General features: G+C 69.4%; 19 protein-coding genes. 12 read left to right on the top strand and 7 right to left on the bottom strand.

The window, feature by feature from the left end:
- Window positions 1–38 precede the first annotated feature (38 nt).
- Entirely contained in the window at window positions 39–881 is an 843-nt protein-coding gene (locus QHF89_RS14285; RefSeq protein WP_136966762.1) for a Uma2 family endonuclease, read from the top strand.
- A 436-nt stretch (window positions 882–1,317) separates the two neighbouring features.
- Window positions 1,318–2,064: a hypothetical protein gene (locus QHF89_RS14280; protein WP_284720471.1), complete on the top strand. Its 747-nt coding sequence runs from the start codon at window positions 1,318–1,320 to the stop codon at window positions 2,062–2,064.
- A 21-nt stretch (window positions 2,065–2,085) separates the two neighbouring features.
- On the opposite strand, the gene QHF89_RS14275 is transcribed toward QHF89_RS14280, so the two are convergent.
- The gene (locus tag QHF89_RS14275) at window positions 2,086–2,337 is read right to left on the bottom strand and encodes a hypothetical protein (protein ID WP_136966760.1); all 252 of its coding nucleotides are present in this window, start codon (window positions 2,335–2,337) and stop codon (window positions 2,086–2,088) included.
- Window positions 2,338–2,571: 234 nt separating this feature from the next.
- On the opposite strand from QHF89_RS14275, the gene QHF89_RS14270 reads away from it, so the two are divergent.
- The 4 genes from QHF89_RS14270 (at window position 2,572) to QHF89_RS14255 (ending at window position 8,974) form a co-directional block, all read left to right on the top strand.
- Window positions 2,572–4,437 carry a SpoIVB peptidase S55 domain-containing protein gene (locus QHF89_RS14270; protein ID WP_284720470.1) on the top strand — a complete coding sequence of 622 codons (1,866 nt, stop codon included), beginning with the start codon at window positions 2,572–2,574 and terminating at the stop codon, window positions 4,435–4,437.
- A 62-nt stretch (window positions 4,438–4,499) separates the two neighbouring features.
- Window positions 4,500–6,569 carry a fibronectin type III domain-containing protein gene (locus QHF89_RS14265; RefSeq protein WP_136966759.1) on the top strand — a complete coding sequence of 690 codons (2,070 nt, stop codon included), beginning with the start codon at window positions 4,500–4,502 and terminating at the stop codon, window positions 6,567–6,569.
- A 326-nt stretch (window positions 6,570–6,895) separates the two neighbouring features.
- Window positions 6,896–7,732: a hypothetical protein gene (locus QHF89_RS14260; RefSeq protein WP_136966758.1), complete on the top strand. Its 837-nt coding sequence runs from the start codon at window positions 6,896–6,898 to the stop codon at window positions 7,730–7,732.
- Between the two features lie 57 nt (window positions 7,733–7,789).
- Entirely contained in the window at window positions 7,790–8,974 is a 1,185-nt protein-coding gene (locus QHF89_RS14255; RefSeq protein WP_136966757.1) for a metallophosphoesterase, read from the top strand.
- Here the strand turns inward: QHF89_RS14255 and QHF89_RS14250 are convergent.
- Window positions 8,937–9,680: a response regulator transcription factor gene (locus QHF89_RS14250; protein ID WP_136966756.1), complete on the bottom strand. Its 744-nt coding sequence runs from the start codon at window positions 9,678–9,680 to the stop codon at window positions 8,937–8,939. The two genes, QHF89_RS14255 and QHF89_RS14250, sit on opposite strands and share 38 nt — an antisense overlap.
- 79 nt (window positions 9,681–9,759) lie before the next feature.
- Here QHF89_RS14250 and QHF89_RS14245 point away from each other — a divergent pair, with 79 nt between their 5' ends.
- From QHF89_RS14245 to QHF89_RS14230, 4 genes are all read left to right on the top strand, one after another.
- Window positions 9,760–10,824: a DsbA family protein gene (locus QHF89_RS14245; RefSeq protein ID WP_136966755.1), complete on the top strand. Its 1,065-nt coding sequence runs from the start codon at window positions 9,760–9,762 to the stop codon at window positions 10,822–10,824.
- Window positions 10,821–11,564 (top strand): 3'-5' exonuclease, encoded by a 744-nt coding sequence (locus QHF89_RS14240; protein WP_136966754.1) that lies wholly within the window; start codon window positions 10,821–10,823, stop codon window positions 11,562–11,564. The genes QHF89_RS14245 and QHF89_RS14240 overlap by 4 nt, the downstream gene beginning before the upstream one ends.
- 1 nt (window position 11,565) lies before the next feature.
- Window positions 11,566–12,111, top strand: a complete 546-nt coding sequence (locus QHF89_RS14235) for a hypothetical protein (protein ID WP_136966753.1) — start codon at window positions 11,566–11,568, stop codon at window positions 12,109–12,111.
- Window positions 12,112–12,261: 150 nt separating this feature from the next.
- Window positions 12,262–12,675, top strand: a complete 414-nt coding sequence (locus QHF89_RS14230; RefSeq protein ID WP_136966752.1) for a hypothetical protein — start codon at window positions 12,262–12,264, stop codon at window positions 12,673–12,675.
- 2 nt (window positions 12,676–12,677) lie between these two features.
- Here the strand turns inward: QHF89_RS14230 and QHF89_RS14225 are convergent, their stop codons facing one another.
- Entirely contained in the window at window positions 12,678–13,895 is a 1,218-nt protein-coding gene (locus QHF89_RS14225) for a hypothetical protein (RefSeq protein WP_284720469.1), read from the bottom strand.
- A gap of 200 nt (window positions 13,896–14,095) precedes the next feature.
- Here QHF89_RS14225 and QHF89_RS14220 point away from each other — a divergent pair, with 200 nt between their 5' ends.
- Window positions 14,096–14,806: a small ribosomal subunit Rsm22 family protein gene (locus tag QHF89_RS14220; RefSeq protein WP_284720468.1), complete on the top strand. Its 711-nt coding sequence runs from the start codon at window positions 14,096–14,098 to the stop codon at window positions 14,804–14,806.
- Complete coding sequence (locus tag QHF89_RS50180) at window positions 14,692–14,928, top strand: helix-turn-helix domain-containing protein (protein ID WP_425440842.1); 237 nt, start codon at window positions 14,692–14,694, stop codon at window positions 14,926–14,928. The genes QHF89_RS14220 and QHF89_RS50180 overlap by 115 nt, the downstream gene beginning before the upstream one ends.
- A 207-nt stretch (window positions 14,929–15,135) precedes the next feature.
- On the opposite strand, the gene QHF89_RS14215 is transcribed toward QHF89_RS50180, so the two are convergent.
- The 4 genes from QHF89_RS14215 to QHF89_RS14200 all read right to left on the bottom strand — a co-directional run bounded on the left by QHF89_RS14215 (window position 15,136) and on the right by QHF89_RS14200 (window position 20,266).
- Entirely contained in the window at window positions 15,136–16,767 is a 1,632-nt protein-coding gene (locus tag QHF89_RS14215) for a multiheme c-type cytochrome (RefSeq protein ID WP_136966751.1), read from the bottom strand.
- 56 nt (window positions 16,768–16,823) lie between these two features.
- On the bottom strand, window positions 16,824–17,888 hold the full coding sequence (locus QHF89_RS14210) for a hypothetical protein (RefSeq protein WP_136966750.1): 1,065 nt from the start codon (window positions 17,886–17,888) through the stop codon (window positions 16,824–16,826).
- Window positions 17,889–18,163: 275 nt separating this feature from the next.
- Window positions 18,164–18,616: a hypothetical protein gene (locus tag QHF89_RS14205; RefSeq protein WP_136928810.1), complete on the bottom strand. Its 453-nt coding sequence runs from the start codon at window positions 18,614–18,616 to the stop codon at window positions 18,164–18,166.
- Window positions 18,617–18,799: 183 nt separating this feature from the next.
- Window positions 18,800–20,266 (bottom strand): MlaD family protein, encoded by a 1,467-nt coding sequence (locus QHF89_RS14200; protein WP_284720467.1) that lies wholly within the window; start codon window positions 20,264–20,266, stop codon window positions 18,800–18,802.
- Window positions 20,267–20,363 lie beyond the last annotated feature (97 nt).

Genomic DNA, 20,363 nt, shown 5'->3' with positions numbered 1-20,363 from the left:
GTACGTCGCGATCCGGCCGCTCGTGCTACGTCCCCCCCATGGACGCACGACCGACCCGCCCTCCCCGCAGGACCGGCCCGATCGAGCTCCGCGACTTCGGACCGAACGGCCTTCGGCTCGGCACCCCGGACGACTGCTACGACGGTAGCCCCTGGGAGCTTCACCGAGGCGAGCTGGTGGAACAAATGAGAGGCGAGGCCACCGACTCCATTGTCATGGCCCTGCTCGCGGCCTTGTTCCGCGTGCATGCCCGGGAGGGACACACGGTCCTCGCCGACATCTACTGCGACCTGACCGACGAGCAGGGCCCCTCGCTCCGCGCGCCCGACGTCGTCGTCGTCAGCGACCTCGCCGCCCCGCGAAACGATGCCTATCGCGGCACGCCGGTGCTCGCGGTCGAGATCCGCGGCACGCAGTCGAAGAAGTACCTCGAAGAGAAGGTGAAGCTTTACCTCGAACACGACTGGCCCGAGGTGTGGATCGTCCACGCCGAGCGGCACGAGGTCGAGGTCCTGCGCCGCGGCGTCGCGTCCGTCGTCTACCGCCCCGGCGCGGAGGTCCCGATGATCCCCGCGCTCGACAAGTACGGGCTCACGACGCTGCCCGTGACCGCGTTCTTCGATCAACGCGAGGTGTCGCGTTACACGGACGAGTGGGTGGAGAAGCGAGGCGAAGCGCGCGGCGAGACGCGTGGGGAAACACGTGGTCGTGTCACGTCGATCGAACGGGTCCTCCTCGCTCGCGGCCTGGTCGTTCCGCCTCTGACGCGCGCGCGCATTGCGACGTGCACCGACATCGAGACGCTCGATCGCTGGCTCATCCTCGCCGCCACCGCCACGAGCGCGAGTGCCTTCGCGAACGCCATCGGCGAACCCGCCTGACCTCGACCCCAAGGTCCACGACCTCGATCACGAACTCTCCGACCTCCACCAGGAGGTCCCACGACCTCCACCACGAGGTCGCCGACTTCGTCCAGGAGGTCCCTCGACCTCCGACACGAGCTCTCCAACCTCCACCACGAGGTCGCTGACTTCGTCCAGGAGGTTGCTGACTTCGTCCACGAGGTCGCTGACTTCGTCCACGAGGTCGCTGACTTCGTCCACGAGGTCGCTGACTTCGTCCACGAGGTCCCACGACCTCCACCACGAGGTCGCTGACTTCGTCCACGAGGTCGGCGACTTCGTCCAGGAGGTCCCACGACCTCCACCACGAGGTCGCCGACTTTGTCCACGAGTTCCCCGACCTCCACCCCGAGGCCCCACGATCCTGCCCGCGCCCCTGCGTGCTCTGCACGCGCCCTCCGTCTACCTGCTAGCCTTGAGGCTCGTTCACCCCGAGGGGCTCGCCATGTCGATGTCGCGTTTGCTTCCTCTTCTTGCACTTCTCCTCGCTGCCGAGGGATGCGCCTCGCAGACGAACACGCAGCCCGCCGGCGCGCCCCCGACGCCCAAGACCGTCACCCGCGAAAACCCGGGCGGGGACGCCGACGATCCCGAGAGCGCCGCCCTCGCCCGGCTCGGCGCCGAGCCCTGGGGCTTTCGCCGCGACTTCTGGAACACCCTCCACGTTCCCCTCGTCGACTGGAAAAACTGGCGCAGGGTCCGCATCTTCGGCCACCCCACACGCGCCTCCTATCGGTACGGCGATGACCACTACGCCGTCGCCTCCATCTGGTACACGACCATCGAAGGCCCGAACGAGCCCGAGGCTTGTCTCGCCAAGTTCATCGATATGGCCACGCCCATCGCCGACGCGAACGGCGTCCGGATCGGCGAGCGTCAACGCGTCCGCATGACACAAAGCGTCGGCGCCGAGATCCGGCCCATGGTCGTCGACCTCGTCGAAGGCAGGCTCGACAGCTTGCTCGGCCGCGACGATTACGTCGGCGCCATCGCCGCCTACCCGTCCTTCCCGGGCACCTGCCTCGTCCAGGGTTTCGCCGTCGTCGCCACCGAGCACCGCGACGCCGCCAAGAAGGTGCGGGATCGATGGGTCGCCGAAGGCGCGAACAAGCTCGTCTGGGAGCGCCACGTCAAAGAGGCACCCGAGCCGCTCACGCGTTAGTCGATCCGCTCGCTCACCCGCTCACGCGAGATACGCGACGACCCGCGCCGCCACGTACGTGACGAGCGTGGCCACCCACAACACGGCGCCTTTTCGGAAGCCTTGCCGATATCCCCAGATCGGCGCGAGCGGCGGCACGACGAGCGCGAGCAGCCCGCGCAGGCGGGACGATCCGTGGAGAATCAGCCTGCCCGCGAGCCACACATGCGTGGTCACGAACGAGGCGAACCCCACGATCAGGAGGACGACGACGGCAACGTCCTTGCCGGACACGCGCCCGAGCCTAGCGCGGGCAGAGCCGACTCGCCTCGACTTCGCAGTCTCCCCGCGTCCTTTCCCACGAACCCGCCGCGATCCCCACGATCGATCCACCTTCGCGGCTCTGTCCCCGCTCCATTTTCACGCTAAGCTCTGCCCGTGCCGAGAAGCCTCCTCCCCGTCCGCGACACAGATCGCCCCGCCTCTCCTCGATCTTCCCTCCTCGACAGACTCCCCGGCTCCCGCGTCGTGCCCGCAGGCCTCGCCCTCGGCGTGATCACGAGCGCCCTCGTGGGCGTCGGCGTCGCCGAGGCCGTCACGGACCCGCCCGACACGTTGCCGCTCTCCGAGGTCAAGCCCGGCATGAAGGGCTACGGGCTCACCGTGTTCTCCGGGACGAACCCCGAGCGCTTCGACGTGGAGGTCATCTCCACGCTCAGGAATTTCCGGCCCAACCAGGATCTCATCCTGATCAAGACGCCGAACCACCCGCGCCTCGACGTCGCCCGCACCGTCGGCGGCATGAGCGGGAGCCCCATCTACCTCAATGGCAAGATGATCGGCGCCTACGCCTACGGATGGCTCTTCGGCGTCGAGCCCATCGCCGGCGTCACGCCCATCAAGTCGATGCTCGAAGAGCTCGCCCGCCCGATGCCGAAGGCAATCATGCCCATCCCCGGCAAGGGCCCCCTGCCTTCTGTCGACGACGACGGCCGCGTCAAGCGCGACAAACACGCCCGCGCGTTCCACGGCGCGCCGGAAAGTTATGACCTCCAAGGACACGCGACGCAGCTCGCGTCCCGCGCGGCGAGCCTGCTCGCGCCGCCCGAGGGCAGCGCGCTCGCCCGCGCCTCGACGCCCATCATGCTCGGCGGGCTCGCGGGATCGTCGCTCAAGATCGCGCAGAACCTGCTCGGGCCGATGGGGATGGAGCCGCTCCAGGCGGGCGGCGGCACGTCGACGAAGCCCCCGGCCGACGCGCCCACGAAGTTCGTCGATGGCGGCGCGATCGGCGTCGAGTTGATCCGTGGCGACATCTCCGCGATGGGCCTCGGCACGGTCACGCGCGTGAGCGGCGACAAGCTCGTCGCCTTTGGTCATCCCATGCTCGGCGGCGGCATCGAGGCATTGCCCACGGCCGTCGCGCGCGTGCACTGGATCATGGCGAGCCAGAACCGGAGCTTCAAGATCGGCGAGTCCGTGCGCTCCGTCGGCGCGCTCGTCAACGATCGTCAGGCCGCGATCGTCGTCGACGCGGGCGTGAAGGCGCCCGTCTTCCCGATGAAGGTCACGATCACCGCGCCCGGCGGCGTCCCGCACCCGACGTGGAACCTGGAGGTCGCGCAGGATCAATTCCTCTCGCCCACGTTCGTCGCGATGGCGATCGGCAACGCGTTCGAGACCTCGGCCTCCGAGCGCAACGACCTCACCTACCGCGCCACGAGCAAGCTGAAGATCGGTCGCTGGGGAACCATCACGCTCACGGACTTCGGCGCCGGCAGCGGCAATCCGCCCGGCGCCGAGGACTTCGTGCGCGGCCGCCTCGTGCGCGCGGTCGGCTCGCTCATGAACAACCCCTGGGAGCCGGTGTCGATCGAAGGCATCGAGACCGAGGTCAAGGTCTCCTACGAGCGGGATGTCGTGACCTTGCGCGGCGCGAAGATCCTCGAACCGGAGATCGACGCGGGCGCGAAGGTGCACATCCAGCTCGAATTGCAGCGCTACCAGGGCAAGACCGAGACGAAGATCATCGAGGTCGACGTGCCCACGGAGCTCGCGGGCCGCGAGGTCGAGATCGAGCTCGCCCCCGGCTACGAGGTGGAGCGCCCGCTGCCCTCGCCCGAGAACGTCGCGCAGCTCGTGGCGAACCTGCCGAACCAGACCTTCGATCCGGAGAGCATCGTGGCCTCGTTCCGGCTGCGCGAGAACGGCGCCGCCTACAAGGGCAAGCTCGCCTCGCGCCTGCCCGCCGGCGCGCTCGACACGCTCCGATCGAGCGTCGACTCCGACTCGGCCGAGGTGTTCGTCGCGCAGGTGCAGACCGCCGTGCCGCTGAAGCAGTTCCTGATCGGTCGCGACGTCGTGCGCGTGAAGGTCCGCAACGTCCTGCGCTGACCCCCTCACCCCCATCCCCTCTGAAGCCCATCATCTCTCGCCGTCCGAAGAAAGCCCCACGCATGACATCCCTCTCTCCTGGAAAGCTCGCGCGCCTCGGCATCGGCGCGCTCGTCCTCGCCGCCGCCGTCGTTCCCGCGAAGACGGCCTCCGCCGTCGGCACCCGCACCTTCCAGCTCGACACGATCGACGAGCTGAAGGGCGGCGATCTGACGGGCGTGAGCGTCGACTCGAACGGCAACGTGCGCGCGGGCCTCACGCTCGGCTCGATCCCCGTGCAGGACGCGAGCAGCGTGTGGAGCTCGGTCGTGCTGCCCGACGGCTCGGTGCTGCTCGGCACCGGCAGCGACGGCAAGATCTTCAAGGTCTCCGGCGGCAAGGCGACGCTCGTCGCGACGACGGGCGCGATGGCCGTGAGCTCGCTCGTCCTCGCCTGGAACGGCGACGTCATCGCGGGGACGTTCCCCGACGGCAAGCTCTATCGATTGCCCGCGGGCGGCGGCAACGGCGGCCCCGCGGCGGCGTTCGGCGATCTGCCGGGCGCGGAGGACGTGTGGGCCCTCGCGTACGACGCGAAGTCGAAGTCGCTCTACGCGGCGACGGGGCCCGAGGGGAAGGTCTTCCGCGTCGATCAAGCCGGCAAGGCGCAGGTGCATTTCGACAGCGACGAGGCGCACATCGTCTCGCTCGCGGTCGCCGACGACGGCACGGTCTACGCGGGCTCGAACGGCAAGGGCCTGCTCTACAAGATCACGGGCCCGGGTCGCGCGACGGTCGCGTACGACTTCGACGCCGACGAGGTGAAGGCGATCGCGTTCGGCAAGAACGGCGCGATGTTCGTGGTGGCGAACAAGATGGGCGAGAGCTTCGCGCCGCCGAAGCGCAACCGCACGAGCTCGGCCGGCCCGCAGTCGACGCGGCCCGCGAAGCCCGGCAAGGGCATGCTCTACCGCTTCGGCAAGGACGGCATCGCCGAGCAGCTCCTCACCGACAACGACACGCACTACGTCTCGCTCGCGATCGACGAGAGCGGCGCGCCGTACGTGGGCACGGGCGCCGAGGGGCGGCTCTACACGGTCGACGACGCGCACGTCGCGAGCCTCGTCGCCGACACGGACGAGCGCCAGATCGGCGCCGTCGTGGTGAGCGGCAAGCAGCGCTTCCTCGCGACGACCGACCCCGTGGTGTTCCGCGAGATCAAGGGAACGGGCGGCGCCGACGCGGTGTGGACGAGCAAGGTGCTCGACGCAGGCCTGCGCGCGACGTTTGGTCGTCTCGCGTGGCGCTCGGAAGGTCAGCTCGAGCTGTCCACGCGCAGCGGCAACACCGAGACGCCCGACGCGACGTGGAGCGCGTGGTCTTCAGGCCTCGGCGCGCCCGGCGACGTGCAGAGCCCGCCGGGCCGCTACGTGCAGATCCGCGCGCGGTGGGGCCGCGACCCGAAGGCGGTGCTGCGCGAGGTCACGCTCTACTTCGTCACGGACAACGCGCGCGCGGTGATCACCTCGATCGACGCGACGGCGAAGAACAGCGGCAGCAAGAGCGCCAAGATGGGCATCGTCGCCTCGGGCGGCGAGTCGCCGCGGCCGTCGAGCTCGGTCAAGCTCTCGTGGCGCGTCGACAACCCTGATCAAGACGACCTGCGCTACCGCGTCTCGTACCGCCTCGAAGGCCAGAACACGTGGCGCAGCGTGCAGAAGCCGGGCGAGAAGCTCACGCGGCCCGAGCTCGACTGGGACACGACGGGCCTGCCCGAGGGCCCCTACCGCATCCTCGTCGAGGCGACGGACGAGCTTTCGAACCCGCCCGACCGCGTGCAGAAGCACTCGCTCGAATCGGCCACGGTCCTCGTCGACAACACGCCGCCCGTCTACAAGGCGCTCGCCATCCAAGGCCGCAAGCTGAAGGGCGAGGTCGTCGACGGCCTCGGCCCCATCGCCCGCATCGAGGTCTCGATCGCCGGCTCCGACGAGTGGCGCCCGCTCTTCCCGAGCGACGGCGTCCTCGACGAGCCCGCCGAGGCCTTCGAGGTCGACATCGCGTCGATCGTGCCGCCCGGGGCGCACATCGTGGCCGTCCGCGCCTACGACAGCGCCGGCAACCTGGTCACGCGCGACGTCGAAGCGAAGTAACCCGACGACGCCCTGACGCTCTTCCCGCGCCTGTCGACGGAGCGGGAAGAGCCGGGTGCTGTGCCTCGACCTCGCGCCACGACACGGGCGTCATATCTCGACGCCGAAGCCTCCCACCTCCTCTGTGCCCCGCGGGGCGTTCGTGCTGCATCCGCGGGCGGGAGGCGGGATCCTGACGCGTCGATCCCGTGCGTGGAGAGGCCGCGGCACGGGACGTGAATGAGGGGTGGTGATAACCTCGGGCATTCCTTCCCGCGCTCGCACCCCTCCTTGCCATGGCCTCTACGAAGCGCTCCCCCCACTCCCTTCACCTCCTCTCTTTCCTCGTGGCCACGTCTGTCCTCGGCGTCGCGTGTAGCCTCCAGGTCGACGCCAGTTATGAGCGTTCGAACGAGGTGAACTACGACTCCGGGTCCTCCGGCGGCAGCGAAGCAACAGGGCCGACGACGAGCGACGGCGTCGGCGGGACGGGCGGGAACACCGGAGGCGGCGGCATCGACTTTCCCCCGCCGAACCCGCCGCCCGACGGCAACACGTCGTACACGCACCTCTGCGGCGCGGGGTGCATGTCGAGCGAGAGCGCGCTCGGCTGCGGCGTCGCGATGAACCCTGACGGCACGCCGCAGGTGGCGTGTCAAATCGTGCCGACCCCGAACGGCGCGTCAGCCCAGTGTTTGACGCCGGGCACCTTCCAGGCCGGCGACCCGTGCACGAAGGGGAGCGACTGCGCGCCGGGGCTCGGCTGCGCGCTCACCGGGTCGAGCGTGGGCTCGTGCAGGCCCTACTGCTGCGGCGCGGTCGAGGCGTGTCCCGAGGACACGTACTGCGCGCCCGCGCCGATGGCGGACGACACGATGAACGCCACGCCGCTCTCCATCCCCGTGTGCATCCCCGCGACGGAGTGCACGCTGCTCGACGACACGTCGTGCCCCGAGGGCCTGACGTGCACGATCGTGCGCGAGGACGGCACGACGAGCTGCGTGGCGCCGGGCGCGAGCGGGCTCGACGGCGCCTGCCCGTGCGCCGCGGGCTACCTCTGCGTGGCCGCCTTCAAGAAGTGCCTCGCGCTCTGCCACACGGGCGGCAACGACTGCCCCGAGGGCATGTTCTGCCAGGGCGGCGCGAACAGCTACCCCGACGGGATCGGCGTCTGTGTGAAGTAGTGTGATCGAGCGGGCCGGACGGAGCGCCGCGCAAAGACGCGTGGCATCCTGCCGCGCGTGCAGCGCTCCCTCCTCCAGTACGCGATCTTCCTCGTCGTCTTCGCCCTGCTCGTGGGCGCGATCCACTACTACCTCTGGCACCGCCTGCTGCGCGCGCCGGCGCTGCACCAGCGCGTGCAGACCTGGGGGAAGCGCTTGCTCGTCGCGCTCGGCGTCGCGCTGCCCGTGTCGATGTTCCTCGTGCGGCTCTTGCCGCGCTCGGCGGGCGCGCTCGTCTCGTTCGTCGTGTACACGTGGATGGGCGTGGCCGCGCTGCTCGTCTCGACGCTGCTCGTCAGCGAGCCGATGCGCGCCGCGGTGCACGCGCTCTCGAAGCTCGCCTCGCGCCCGCTCGACGAGGCGCGGCGCAAGTTCCTCTCGCGCACGATCGCCGGTTCGGCCGGCGTGATCACGTTCGGCCTCGCGGGCTCGGGCGCGGCGGAGGCGCTCGGCGAGGTCGCGGTGCGCAAGGTGAACGTCGCGCTGCGCAGGTTGCCGCAGGAGCTTTCGGGCCTGCGCATCGTGCAGCTCACGGACGTACACGTGGGCCCGACGATCGGGCGCGCGTGGCTCGCGGAGATCGTCGGCCGCGTGAACGCGCTCGACCCGCACGTCGTCGTCATCACGGGCGACCTCGTGGACGGCTCGGTCGAGGCGCTGCGCGAGCACGTCGCGCCGCTCGGGGATCTGCGCGCGAAGCACGGCGTCTACTTCGTCACGGGCAACCACGAGTACTACTCGGGCGTGGAGGCATGGATGGAGGAGCTCGGCCGCATCGGCGTGCGCGTGCTGCGCAACGAGCACGTGTCGATCGGCGAGGGCGCGGCGAGCTTCGACCTCGCGGGCGTCGACGACTGGACGGGCGGCTCGTACGTGAAGGGGCACGGCCCCGACATGGCGAAGGCCGTGGCGGGCCGTGATCCGAACCGCGAGCTCGTGCTGCTCGCGCACCAGCCGCGCCAGATCTTCGAGGCCGCCGCGCACGGCGTGGGCCTGCAGATCAGCGGCCACACGCACGGCGGGCAGATCTTCCCCGCGACGATGTTCGTGCGGCTGCAGCAGCCCTTCGTCGCGGGGCTCGATCGCCTCGGCGAGACGCAGATCTACGTGAGCCGCGGGACGGGCTACTGGGGCCCGCCGATGCGCGTGGGCGCGCCCGCGGAGATCACGCTCCTCGAACTACAGTCCGGCGCAGCAAGCTGAAGATGCGCGCGCCAAGCTCGGGAGCGCGGAAGGGCTTGACGACGTAGTCGTCGGCGCCGCTCGCGAACGCTTCGACCATGTCCTGGCTCGAAGCGTTCGCCGTCAAGAACAGGACCGGCAGCGTGACGTTGAGGTCGCGCCGGATCATCCGGCAGAGCTCGATGCCCGTCATCTTCGGCAGGTTCCAGTCGAGCACGAGCAGATCGAAGTTCTCGCGCTGCACGGTCTCGAGCGCTTCCTCCGCGCTCGTGCGGGTCGTGACGACGAGGCCCACGGCTTCGAGCATCGCGCTCACGACGTCGCGAATGTCGGGGTCGTCGTCGACGACGAGGATCTGCGCGCCTTCGCCGGCGCGCGGCGGCCACGAGCGCGGCAGGCTCGGCGGCAGCTCGATGTCGGGCTGCGAGGCGCGCGCCGGCGGCCGCGACGAGGGGCGATGGAACGCCTCGATCGCCGCGAAGTCCGCGAGCCTGCGCCAATCGCGAGGTTCGAACGCGAGGAGAGGACCCTCGAGGCCGATCGTGGCGCGCGCCGCCGCGGACGTGGCCCGTCTCTCCGGACCGACGTCGAAGATGGCGAGCACCCACTCGCCGTCTTCCACCGATTCGCCGGAAGGAAGCCCGAGCTCGAGCTCGGAATCCCCGGCCGAACCGATCATCTGCTCGAACTGCCGAGGGTCGGGAAACCGATAGCAGATGCTCCGCACGCGCACACGCTACACCCAGTTCGCCCAAGGGGCTACGGGGCTAGCGCCTGACGAACGGTCCGACTAAGCTCGCGCCGCGATGGCCCTACTGCGATGGTCGCCTCTCCTCTTGGCTCTCCTCGGGAGCGGCGGCGCCTGTCATGGTTCGTCCGACCGGAGTGAACCGAAACCCGCCCCCTCCGCGACGCCGGATCCGAGCGTCGCGGGGATCGAGCTCGGCCAGCTCACGCCGCGGGAGCGGCGCGATTGGACGGCGCAGGTCTCGACGCTGCTCGCCCCTTGCGCGGAGACGCCGGTCCCGATCAGCCAGTGCATCCAGGAGAAGCGGCCCTGCAAGGCGTGTTTTCCCGCGGCGCAGTTTCTCCTGAAACAGGTGCAAGCCGGGCGCAGCAAGCAAGAGCGCGAGGAAGCGTACACGGCTCGTTTTGATCCGAAGAAGGTCCGCACGCTGGTGACCGACGGCTCCCCCGAGCTTGGTCCTCCCGACGCGCCCGTGACGATCGTGGAGTGGGCGGACTTCGAGTGCCCCGCGTGCCGCGCGTTTTACCCGGTGGTCGACGACCTCGTGAAGCGGTTCCCGGGCCAGGTCCGCGCCGTCTACAAGTTCTACCCGCTGGGCAGCCATCCCCACGGAGAGATTTCCGCGCGCGCGGCGAACGCGGCGTTCAAGCAGGGCAAGTTCTGGGAGATGCACCATCTCCTCTTCGACAACCAGGATCGGCTGGAGCAGTCGGACCTCGAACGGTACGCGAAGAAGCTCGAGCTCGACGTCGCGAAGTTCCGCGTGGAGATGAACTCGGACGACACGAGCGGGCGCATCGAGAAGGACAAGAAGCAAGCCGACGGCGTGGGTCTCCAGGGCACGCCCACGGTCTTCATCAACGGCCGTGAGGTGGAGCTCGGCAAACTCACGGACCTCTACGGAGACCTCGAGGAGTGGATCAAGCTCGACCTCGAGCTCGCGGGCATCAAGCCGGCCCCGGCGCCCGCGAAGCCCGGAGGTTCGGCGATCCCCGTAGCAGGTTCGGCCGCGCCCGCAGCAGGTTCGGCGATCCCCGCGGCGGGTTCGGCGGTGCCTGCCGCCGGCTCCGCGATCCCCGCGGCTAGCTCGGCGGCTCCCGCGACGGGTCCCGCGAAGAAATGAAGGTCGCCGATCCCTGCGGCTGTTTCCCGACCGGGAGGCACTACCCCGGCATCGCGCATCTGCTCAAGGTGCGCGCCGTCGGCGTCGCCTCCGAGCTCGACGCGAGCGCGCCGTGGATCGATCTCCCGATCGCGTTCCTCGACGTCGAGACCACGGGTCGCAACGCCGCGCAGGATCGGCTCGTCGAGGTCGCCGTCGTCATCGGCCTGCGCGGCGACGTGATCGCGCGCCATAGCTGGCTCGTGAACCCCGGCCGCCCGATCCCCGCCGAGTCCACCGCGGTGCACGGCATCCGCGACGAGGACGTCGCCGGAAAGCCCGCGTTCGCCGAGGTCGCAAACGAGATCCTCGCGACGCTCGCGGGCGCGATCCCCGCCGCGTACAACGCCGTCTTCGACCGCGGCTTCATGCTCGCCGAACTCGAGCGCGCCTCGGTTCGCCCGGAGAACCCTCCGCCCGCGATGCGCCGTGAGGTCGACTGGATCGATCCGCTCACGTTCGCGCGTGAGCTCTACAAGCACGAGGGCAGCCGCGCGCTCGGCGACATGGCCGCGCTGCTCGGCATCGAGCTCGTCAACGCGCACCGCGCCACCGACGACGCCGAGGCCGCGCTGCGCGTGCTCTACGCGCTCGCCAAGGACTCGCGTGTCCCGCGCGCCTACGGCAGCTTCATCCAGGAGCAGCGCCGGCTGCTCCGCATACAGGACGAGGCCCGCGCGCGCTGGCGCAAGCCGAGCTAGGGTGAGCGCGGAAGACAAGAAACGACGCCTGCCGCTCGTGCAGGCGGGCCCGCCGCCGGACGAGCCGGACGCCGAGGATCGGCCGCCGTGGCACTGGTCCGGGATCGGCGCGGTCGCGACGTTCCTGGTCTGGCTGCCGCTCGCGGCGATCGCGGCGAAGCTCGGCGCGCGGCTCGTCGATCAAGCCGAGCTCGGCGTCCCCGCGCCGGCGGACGCAAAACTCGCGGTGCCGCTCTCGGCGCAGCTCGCGTTCATCGGCCTGCAGCTCGTGGGGTTTTTGATCGCCACGCTCGCGGGTGGATTTCTCGTGGGTCGGTTCGGCGGCAAGGCGGGGCCGAAGGAGGGCGCGGTGGGCGGATTCGTCGCGGCCGCCCTCGCGTGGGCGCTCGCAGCGGCGGCGCCCACGCCGGGCCCCGGCGCCCCGATCTGGGCCGCGCTGCTCGTCGTGCTCGGCGGGCTGGGCGCGCTCTTCGGCTTTTTGGGCGCCCGCCTGGGCGTCGCGCGCCGTCATCCCGCCGAAAAGCAGGCTCCACAACGTCACGATTGACCCGGCCAAACGAGTTTTCTCCTCGTCGGCGGAGTGATCGTACGGTCATTCTCCATTGTGGACGGAGCGGCGGGCGCGCCTCGTCGTGGCTGTGCTGTAGGCGGCGAAGGGCTTTTCCGACGCCGAAAGTCCGTGGTACCATGTCCCCCCATGAATGCGAGCGCCAGCCGCGCGGCCGAGGTCGCGCATGCGATGTCCCAGTGCATGAACCTCCTCTTCATGTTCGCGGCGCCCCGCGTGTTCGCCTCCGTCCGATCGGCCAGCCCCGAAGCGCTCGCCTCGGCGACGGAGACGCTCCGCGCGTTCGTGCGCACGGCAGAAGGGATCCGGTCTCGGAACGGCTCGCTCTCGGGCGACGTCGGCCGCGTGATCGAGGCGGCGACGCTCGTCGAGGAGATCTGCGACGCGCTGCCGGGGGGTGCTCCCATCGAGGAGCAATTGCCGCCCGGGGTCGTCGAGCCGGCGCGGCGGACGCTCGCCGTGCTCGGGTTCCCCGGTCCGCGTGAAGGCTGGGACGAATTCGAAGGCTTCTTCGTGCCGACGCCGCCGATGCCGAAGGCCTGAGGTCAGCAGCCTCGTTGCGCCTCGGCCTCCCCGCGGGGCCGCAAGATTCCGCTCTTCAAGCAGCCAGCCAGATCGATACGACCGTCCTTGCGGAGCGGAATCGGCACGATGCCGGCCCGCACCACGAGCCTGTAGGCCTTCACGTCGTAACGCGGCCAGATGGCCGTGATCCGGGAGATGTCGTCCGAGAGCTCGATCCACTCCCCGGCGCGCAGCGTGATGTCGGGCAATTCGAGGGGACCTCCGAGGCGTACGGTCCAGCGCGTGGGCAAGAGAGCGTCGCCGGGCCAGCATTGAAACCGGCTACCCACGGGAAAACGACGGCCGGCGGCGCGCCCGTCCTTCGCCAGCGTGAAGCCCATGAGCTCGCCCTCTTCATTGAACGACAGCACGTCGCGCCCGTTCACCCAGGTCCCGTCGATCTCCACCTCCGATTCGAAGGCGCCGCGCAAGCTCGACAAACGCCCCGAGGGCGTGAAGACGAGGCTCGCCCCCGGGCGGATCGTCTTTCCGAGCAGCGGAATCGGCCCGCCGAGCACCACCTCGTGCAGCCGGTCTTCGCGGCGTGGATCGAGGAAGCGGTCTTCATTGAAATGGAACATCGACCCCGGCGGGACCTCGACCTCGCCGACGTAGACGGGGGAGACGGATCGGACCCGTCGAAGGCGGCCTCGGTCGTCGCGAATCGCTCGGACGAGGTCGAACGCGCCCATCTGCGGGCCGAGCCTGAAGTTGCGGAGCTCGGGCGGCACGGGCACGCTCGCCGCGGCCGCGCGCATGGCTTCGAGCGCGTCCACGAGCCTCGCGTGCAGACGAACGAGGCGCGTCTGGCCGAACCGAGGCCCGAACACGTCAGACTCGTTGTCGAAGCCGGGATCGGCGTACAGCTCGCGAATGACGAGCCCCCGGAGCTCCGCCACGTCGAGGTCTTGATGAAGGTCGATGTTCGCGTCGAGCAAGGAATGTCGCCGGTGGACGGGGACGAGCCAGAAGCGGTAGAGCGTCAAGCGAATGCCGTCCGGCCCGATCCGGATCGAATACCGGCAGCCCACGCACAACGTGACGACGATCCCGAGCCCCCCGAGGACCCAGGCCGAAGGCAGGGAGAGGAGCACCGCGAGAAGCCCCCCGAACACGAGCGCACCGGCGCCTCCGAAGAGCGCGCCGGTCTCGTCGAATCCCGCGCAGTGTGTCTCGCCATCGATTGTCCAGACGAACATTGTTCCGAGGCAAACTATAGGCTCCGCGACCACGTTTGACAACCTCGACGTTTGTCCCGGGTCGGTTTTTTTTCAACGGGTGTGTCCCAGGGCAAACCCTGGGTACGTCCGGCCGAACCTGCCCGAAGCGGACGCGCAGCCCCCCGGGGCCGGCCGGGCGGCGCGTGGCGCGGACGGCGGCGCCGCGATAAGCTCGGGGCATGTTGCCCCCGTGGGAGCACCCCGACTGGTACGACCTGCACGACACCACCTTCACGGCCGGGCCCGAGCGGGAGCCCGAGCACTACCGCGAGCTCGTGCTTTCGCTCCCGCCGCTCGACGCCGACGACCACCTCGTCGACGTCGGCGCCGGTACGGGCAAGCTGACGCGCCTCATCGCCGCGGCGTACCCCGAGCTCGGCCGCATCACGCTGGTCGAGCCGAACATCCAGAAGATCATCCGCGCCGAGCGGTCGCTCGCGGAAGCCCTGACGCGCTCCTCGACACGCATCAAGTCGATCGCGCAGGGGCTCGGCGAAGGGGGGCTCGCCATCACGCCGCTCGCCACGGTCGCCACGGTGGGCAGCGTGCTCATGCCCATCATGGAGCTGCGCGGCGGGACACTCCGCGACGGGCTCGCGTGGCTCGATCGCGCGCTCGAAGAGCTCGCGGCCATGCTCGCGCCGAACGGGACCTTGTTCCTCGTCGAGACGCTCGGCGCGCCCTGGGCTCGCGGCGGCCTCGACGGGCCCGTGCGCAGGCTTCAGCTCCCCGAGCTGGAAGAACGCCTCGACGTAGCAGGCCTCTCGTCGATCGAGTGCACGTACCGCTTCCGCGACCGCGTCGTGCTCCGCGCCCAGCCGGGCATCGACGAGGGGGACGGCAATGCGACGCGGGTCATGATGAACGCAGGGTTGTCCGCGCGCGGCTGAATACAGGGGCAAACCTGGCGATCGAGCGTCGTCGGATCGACGAGGCGCTCGGGCCCTACGGAGGGAACCAGACCCGCGCCGCGGAGATGCTGGGAATGCCGCGGCCGCGATGGAAAGGATAAGGGGGGTGCGAAGGGCGCCCGGCCGTCAATGGCCGTTCGTCACGGCAATCCAGGCGGCGAGATCCTGTGGGGAGAGGTCGAGAACAGCGTCGCCGACCCAGGCGGCGAGGCGTCCGATCGAACTCGCGGTGGCGCGAGGTGACCTGGGTCTCGAGCACGGTCGCGGTGAGCGGTCCCTCGCAGCCGCGCAGGCCGCGCGCCGGAATGCTACTTGCCGTGCCCCGGCCCGAGCACGAGCTCCATCTTCGCCACCGGGTCGAAGTTCTCGACGTGCGGCGGGTGATGGCATTGCGAGACGCACGATTGCGGATCGGGCTTCAGGATGATGAGCCCCTCCGCATCCGGCTTCCTCGCGTGGAGCGACCCCGGGCCGTGGCACTCCTCGCATTGCACGTCCTTGAGCTTGTCCACGAACGTGACCGTCGAGCCGCCGGGTTTGTCGTAACCCGTGACGTGGCAGCTCACGCAGTCGAGGTTGAACTCCTTGAAATCCTTCTGCAGCGTCGCGTACGCCTTCGCGTGCGCCGTCCCGTCGTAGACCTTGCGCTCCTCGTCGTGGCAAACCGTGCACGCCTCGATGCCGATGAAGGTCGCCTTCCCCGCCGCCGCGGCCACGGGCTTGCGGTCGGCGAACGCCGTGCGGTTGTGCTCGTTCACGCGCTTGTAGTAATCGACGAGCTTCGTCGCCATCGTCGGGTCAGCGCCGAGCTTTTCGCGCACCTCGACGAGCTTGTACCGGAAGAAGCTGCCCTTCGGCGAAGGCATCGGCTCTTCGAGCTTCGCCCGCTCGGCGCGCAGCTTTTCGAGGTCGGATTTGCGCGCGGCGAGATCCTCGGCCTTCACCTTGCCGCCCTTTTCCCACGATTGAATGCGCGTCTCGAGGTCACGAATGCGGCCCGCGAGCGAGACGAGTTCCTCGGCCCGCTCGATGCCGCTCGCATCCGCGAACGCGAGGACCTCCGAATCCCGCGCCCGCACGTAAAGATCCACGACGCCCACCGTTTGCAGGTGGTTCGAGGTCTCCACGACGAGCGTCGAGCCCACGCGCATCGGCGGCTTCGGCGCGTCGTTGTTGTGGTCGGTCTCCTGCGGTTTGCCGAGCACCAGCACCGCGAGCTCGGGAATCGCGTCCGCGAGCCGCAGCGCCTCGCCGCGCGGGATCGCCGCGAGCCCCACGAGCACGCGCGCGCCCTGCTTTTTCGCCTCCGCGACCCCCGCCTTCATCGCGTCGACCGCGGGCTTCGTGCTGATTCCGTCGGGGAGCTTCCCCGCGCGATCCCGCGGCTCGGCCACGCCGATGATCCCCACCTTCACGCCCGACACCTCGCGCACCACGACGCCCGTCACGCCGGGCACGCCGTCCACGTTCCCCGCGAGCAGCGCCGATCCCGCGGCCGACACGTACTTCGTGAGCGCCTCGCCGCCCGCCGCCCAGTCGTTCAAGCCCGGCGCCCACGCCACGAGCCCAAGCTCTTTCGCCGCCGCCGCGAGCGTCTCCGCCTTCCACGACTGCTGCGTCACCTCCTCGGGCCGGAGCGTCGGCTCGCCGAAGAGCATCGGGCCCGCGCCGAGCACCAGGCTCGCAGGCACGGCGGCCGACTCCGCGCGGAGGAACGCCGCCAGGTGATCGACGCCTCCGAGCTGATCCTTCGTGCAACCACACGGCTCGATCGCGCCGGCGACCGTGCTCAGGAGGTAAAGGCGTACCGTCGGCTGCGCAGGGACCGCGTCCTCCTCGGCCGTGACGGCAGGAGGCGTCCGGCACCCCTGACACGCGGCCACGGTGGCTCCGAGGACGAGGGACACGATGAGAGCCGTGCTGGGAAGCGCGCGAGGCATCGGACGGCTTGTAGCACAGCGCGCGACGCTTCGTCGCCGGCCGGCCGCCGCGCCGCTCAGCCGCGCGAGCGCCGGGACGACTTCGGCAGCGCCGCGTATTCGTGGCCGAAGACCTTCCGATCGAGCGTGCGGCCCCGAGCATCCCGCATCGAAACGCGCCAGCGGACGTGCACGCGTTCGCCGAGGTCGAGCGTCGGCCCCCACACGGTGTGGTGGGCGAGCACGCGCGAGGGCAAGCGAATACGTTGGCGGCCCACGTGGACGTCGCCGTCGGCAATCACGACGACGTCGCCCTCCCCGAGCACCTCGTGGCTCGTATCCTCGAGCGCGTAATGCAGCGTCGTCGGCACGTGGGCGCGCCCTTCGATCGAATAACGCACGGTCGCAGAGAGGCGCGTCCCCGCCGCGACGCCGAGGATGCTTCCTTTGCCGACGCCCGCGGCGCCCTGGCACCGCGCGAGTGGAAAATCCCCGAATGGTCCCATGCGGACGGGGACGTGGGTCGCATGCCACCGTCGCTGCAAAATCGCCTGCGACTCGTCGAGCGCCCGCATATCCGAAATGTACTTCGCACCCTGAAACTCCAGATCCCCGTCGGACGTCTGCAGCGCTTCGAGCAGGGCCCCGGTGAAACGCGCGCGTCCCTCCCCCTCGGTCCCGACGCCGATCCGCGTCGCCCGCGCCGCCGCGACCCGCAGGCCTTTGCGCGCCCTCGCCACCGCCTCGACCCATTTCGGCACGACGTCGTCATCGGAGACGGCCCCCACCACGAGATCGAGGACGAAAAGCACGGACGGCGCGGGCACGCGCTCGAAATGGCGAGCGAGCGCCTCGACGCCAATGCACCCATCCGCGACGTGAAGCCCCTTGTCCGTGGCCCGGCCGGAGAAATACACCACGAAGAACGGTGTGCTCTCGCGGGACGCCGCATCAAATGCGCCGTTGACGGCCTTTTTCGTGGCGTCCTCGCCCACGAGGCACGTCGCGACGGTGCCCGTGGGCCCGAGCGCCCCCGTGAACAGGCGAAACACGTCGAGCGCATTGGTCTCTTCGCACCCGAGCTGCGAAACGCCGGGCACCCCGAGGCAAACGACACGATGACTGGCGCTGGGCGGAGCCATGACGACTTCCCTGGCGCGCGAGCACGCCCGAGCAGCACGTCCGGGCGAGGCGCGACCTGGACCGGATACTGAACGAAGTTTCAGTTCATGTCAACCGGCGCGCGATCCAGGTTCGGCACAGGATCCACTGCGGAAAAACGCCTGCAGTTCCAAGGGGACGAACAGGCGCTACGTTGGATGGGATACGTTCTTCGAGGCGCCTCGACCGGAGTGAACAGGGTTCGGTTGTTCAGTAGTACAGCGGGGGCCTCCGGTCGAGGCGGGCGGGCGATGGATCAGGCCGCTTTTCCGGGCTTCTTGTCGTGGTGACGGCCCTTTTTCTTGTCGTGGCCGCCCTGCTTGAGGCCCTTCGCGAGCTTGCGCACCTCCTGGGCCTCGTCCTTCGTGACGGTGCCGTCCTGCGCGGCGCGCTTGACGGCGGCGCGGACCTCGGTCGCGCTCGCGTCGAAGGCCTTGCGGCGCGCGGCGCGGTCGGCCTCGGGGAGGTTCTTCTCCTTCATGTGGCTCTCCATGCGTCCGCGGGCCTTCTCGATGCGCTTCTCCACGTGCTTCGTGAACTGCTCGGCCGGGATCGGGAAGGCGATGCGTGGCTTCTTGCCGGCCTCGTCCTTGGCCTTGGCGCCGGCCGGGGCGCTGCCCTCACCCGCGAAAGCGACCGTGGGTGCGGCGGCGAAAGCGAGGCAAAGAGCGACGGCGAGGGGGCGGAAGAACGAGGGGACGTACGTCATGGCTGGCTCCTTGGGACAGCGCCTTGTCTCGGCGCTCGCGAGGAGGAATTGCACGCACCGTGCCGAGCCCGTTCGCGCGACATATCCGCGATTTTCGCGGGAAATCGGCTGCGGAGGAGTCGCCGCGGGGGCGACGTGCGGAGAGTTCGGTGCGGCGCGGGCTCCGCACCCGCGCGCGGGACGTCAAAACACGGGCGGCGCGAAGGGGAGGATCGTCTTCAGGTCCTTGTCGTTGAAGCGGAGCTGAAGGCCGATGAAGTAATCACGCCGGTCGGCGTTCAAGATGTCGTCCACGCCGCCGAGGAGCCACAGTTTGCGGATGAACTCGTACGCGAGCGCGACCCTCCAGCGCGGCGAGACCTGCTCGCCGAAGCCGAAGAGGTCCTGGCGGAGCTCGAATCGATCGTCGAGCAGGTGCAAGTCGAGGCCGATGCCGCCGGTCGACTCCTTGATGCCAAAGCGGCCCGTGAAGGGGCCAAATCGCTTGGCGAACTGGAACGAGAAGCGGAAGGCGTTCGTCGTGACCGTGCGGACCTCGCGGTAATGCGGCGGGTCGTTCGGGTTTGTCGTGTCCACGTCGATCTGCTCGAACGTGGTGAGGCCGCGCGGGTCGTTGACGAGCTCGATGAGGTAATACTTGTCCTCGGACGGCTGGAGGCGCAGCTCGACGTAGCTCTTGATGGTGTTCGCGAGGAAGTTGTAATCGGTCCGCAGGCCGACAATGGTCTGCAGCCGGCCCATGCCGCCGACGAGGTCGCCGACGTCGCCGACGGCGCTCTCGACCTCGTTGATGAGCGTCTCGTCCTTCGAGAGCTTGCCGAGCGTGCCCTCGCCCCGATCGATCCGCGCCGCGACGTTGTCCGCATGGGCGAGCGCGCTCTCGAGCGAGCTCGTCGCCTTGTCGATGCGCGTCGCCGCGTTCCGGAGCTCGCCCCCTTTGCCGTTCTCGCCGGGCGCGCTCGTCATCTTGCGGACGTCGCCCGTCACCTGCCGCAGGTTGTCGAGGATCGCGTTGATGTTCGGCTGCGAGTTCTGCGTGATCGTGTTGATGTTGTTGATCGTGTCACGGACCGCCGTGCGGTTCTCTTTGACGGTCTCGTTCAGCGCCTCGGTCACCTCGGCGAGGTTTTTCAGGATCTTTTCGAGCTGATCCTTGCCCGTGTCGCTGCCGACGGTGCCCTTCAAGGACTCGGTCACCGTTTTGACGTCCTTCAGGATCTCCGAAACCTGCCCCTGCAAGGACTGGATCGAGGGTTCTTCGATGTAGTGCGTGATCTGCCCGCGATCCGGGATGCGCGGCGTGCCTTCCGTCCCGGGCGCCAGCACGATGTAGTATTCGCCGATCAGGCTCGTCGCGCGCTTGCCAATGGCGGCATCGTCGTAAAGCGGGGCCGTCGGGAACATCTTGATGTCGACACGCGCTTTGCCGCCGTCGAGCCAGATGCGGTCGACCGTGCCGACCTGGATGCCCTGGATCATCACGCGCGAGTGAGGCGCGACGCCGGTCACGTCGGGCAAATATGCCCAGACGCGATAACCGTTCTCGGTGCCCGCATCCGGCGAGATGAAGCGATACGCGCCCCACGCCGCAGCCGCGAGCGCGACGGTCATCAAGCCGACCTTGGCGCCTTTATTGACCTCGATGCCCAAGCAAACCGAGCGTACCACGGAAATGCCGAAGAGACGCGCGCGTTTCGCGTGGTCACTGCGACGATCACCAGGGAGCGACAGGCGCGCCGAAATTTGC

It is taken from the genome of Polyangium sorediatum, from assembly GCF_029946465.1.
Classification (GTDB): Bacteria; Myxococcota_A; Polyangia; order Polyangiales; family Polyangiaceae; genus Polyangium; species Polyangium fumosum.
This window is presented reverse-complemented; position numbering and strand designations above follow the sequence as displayed.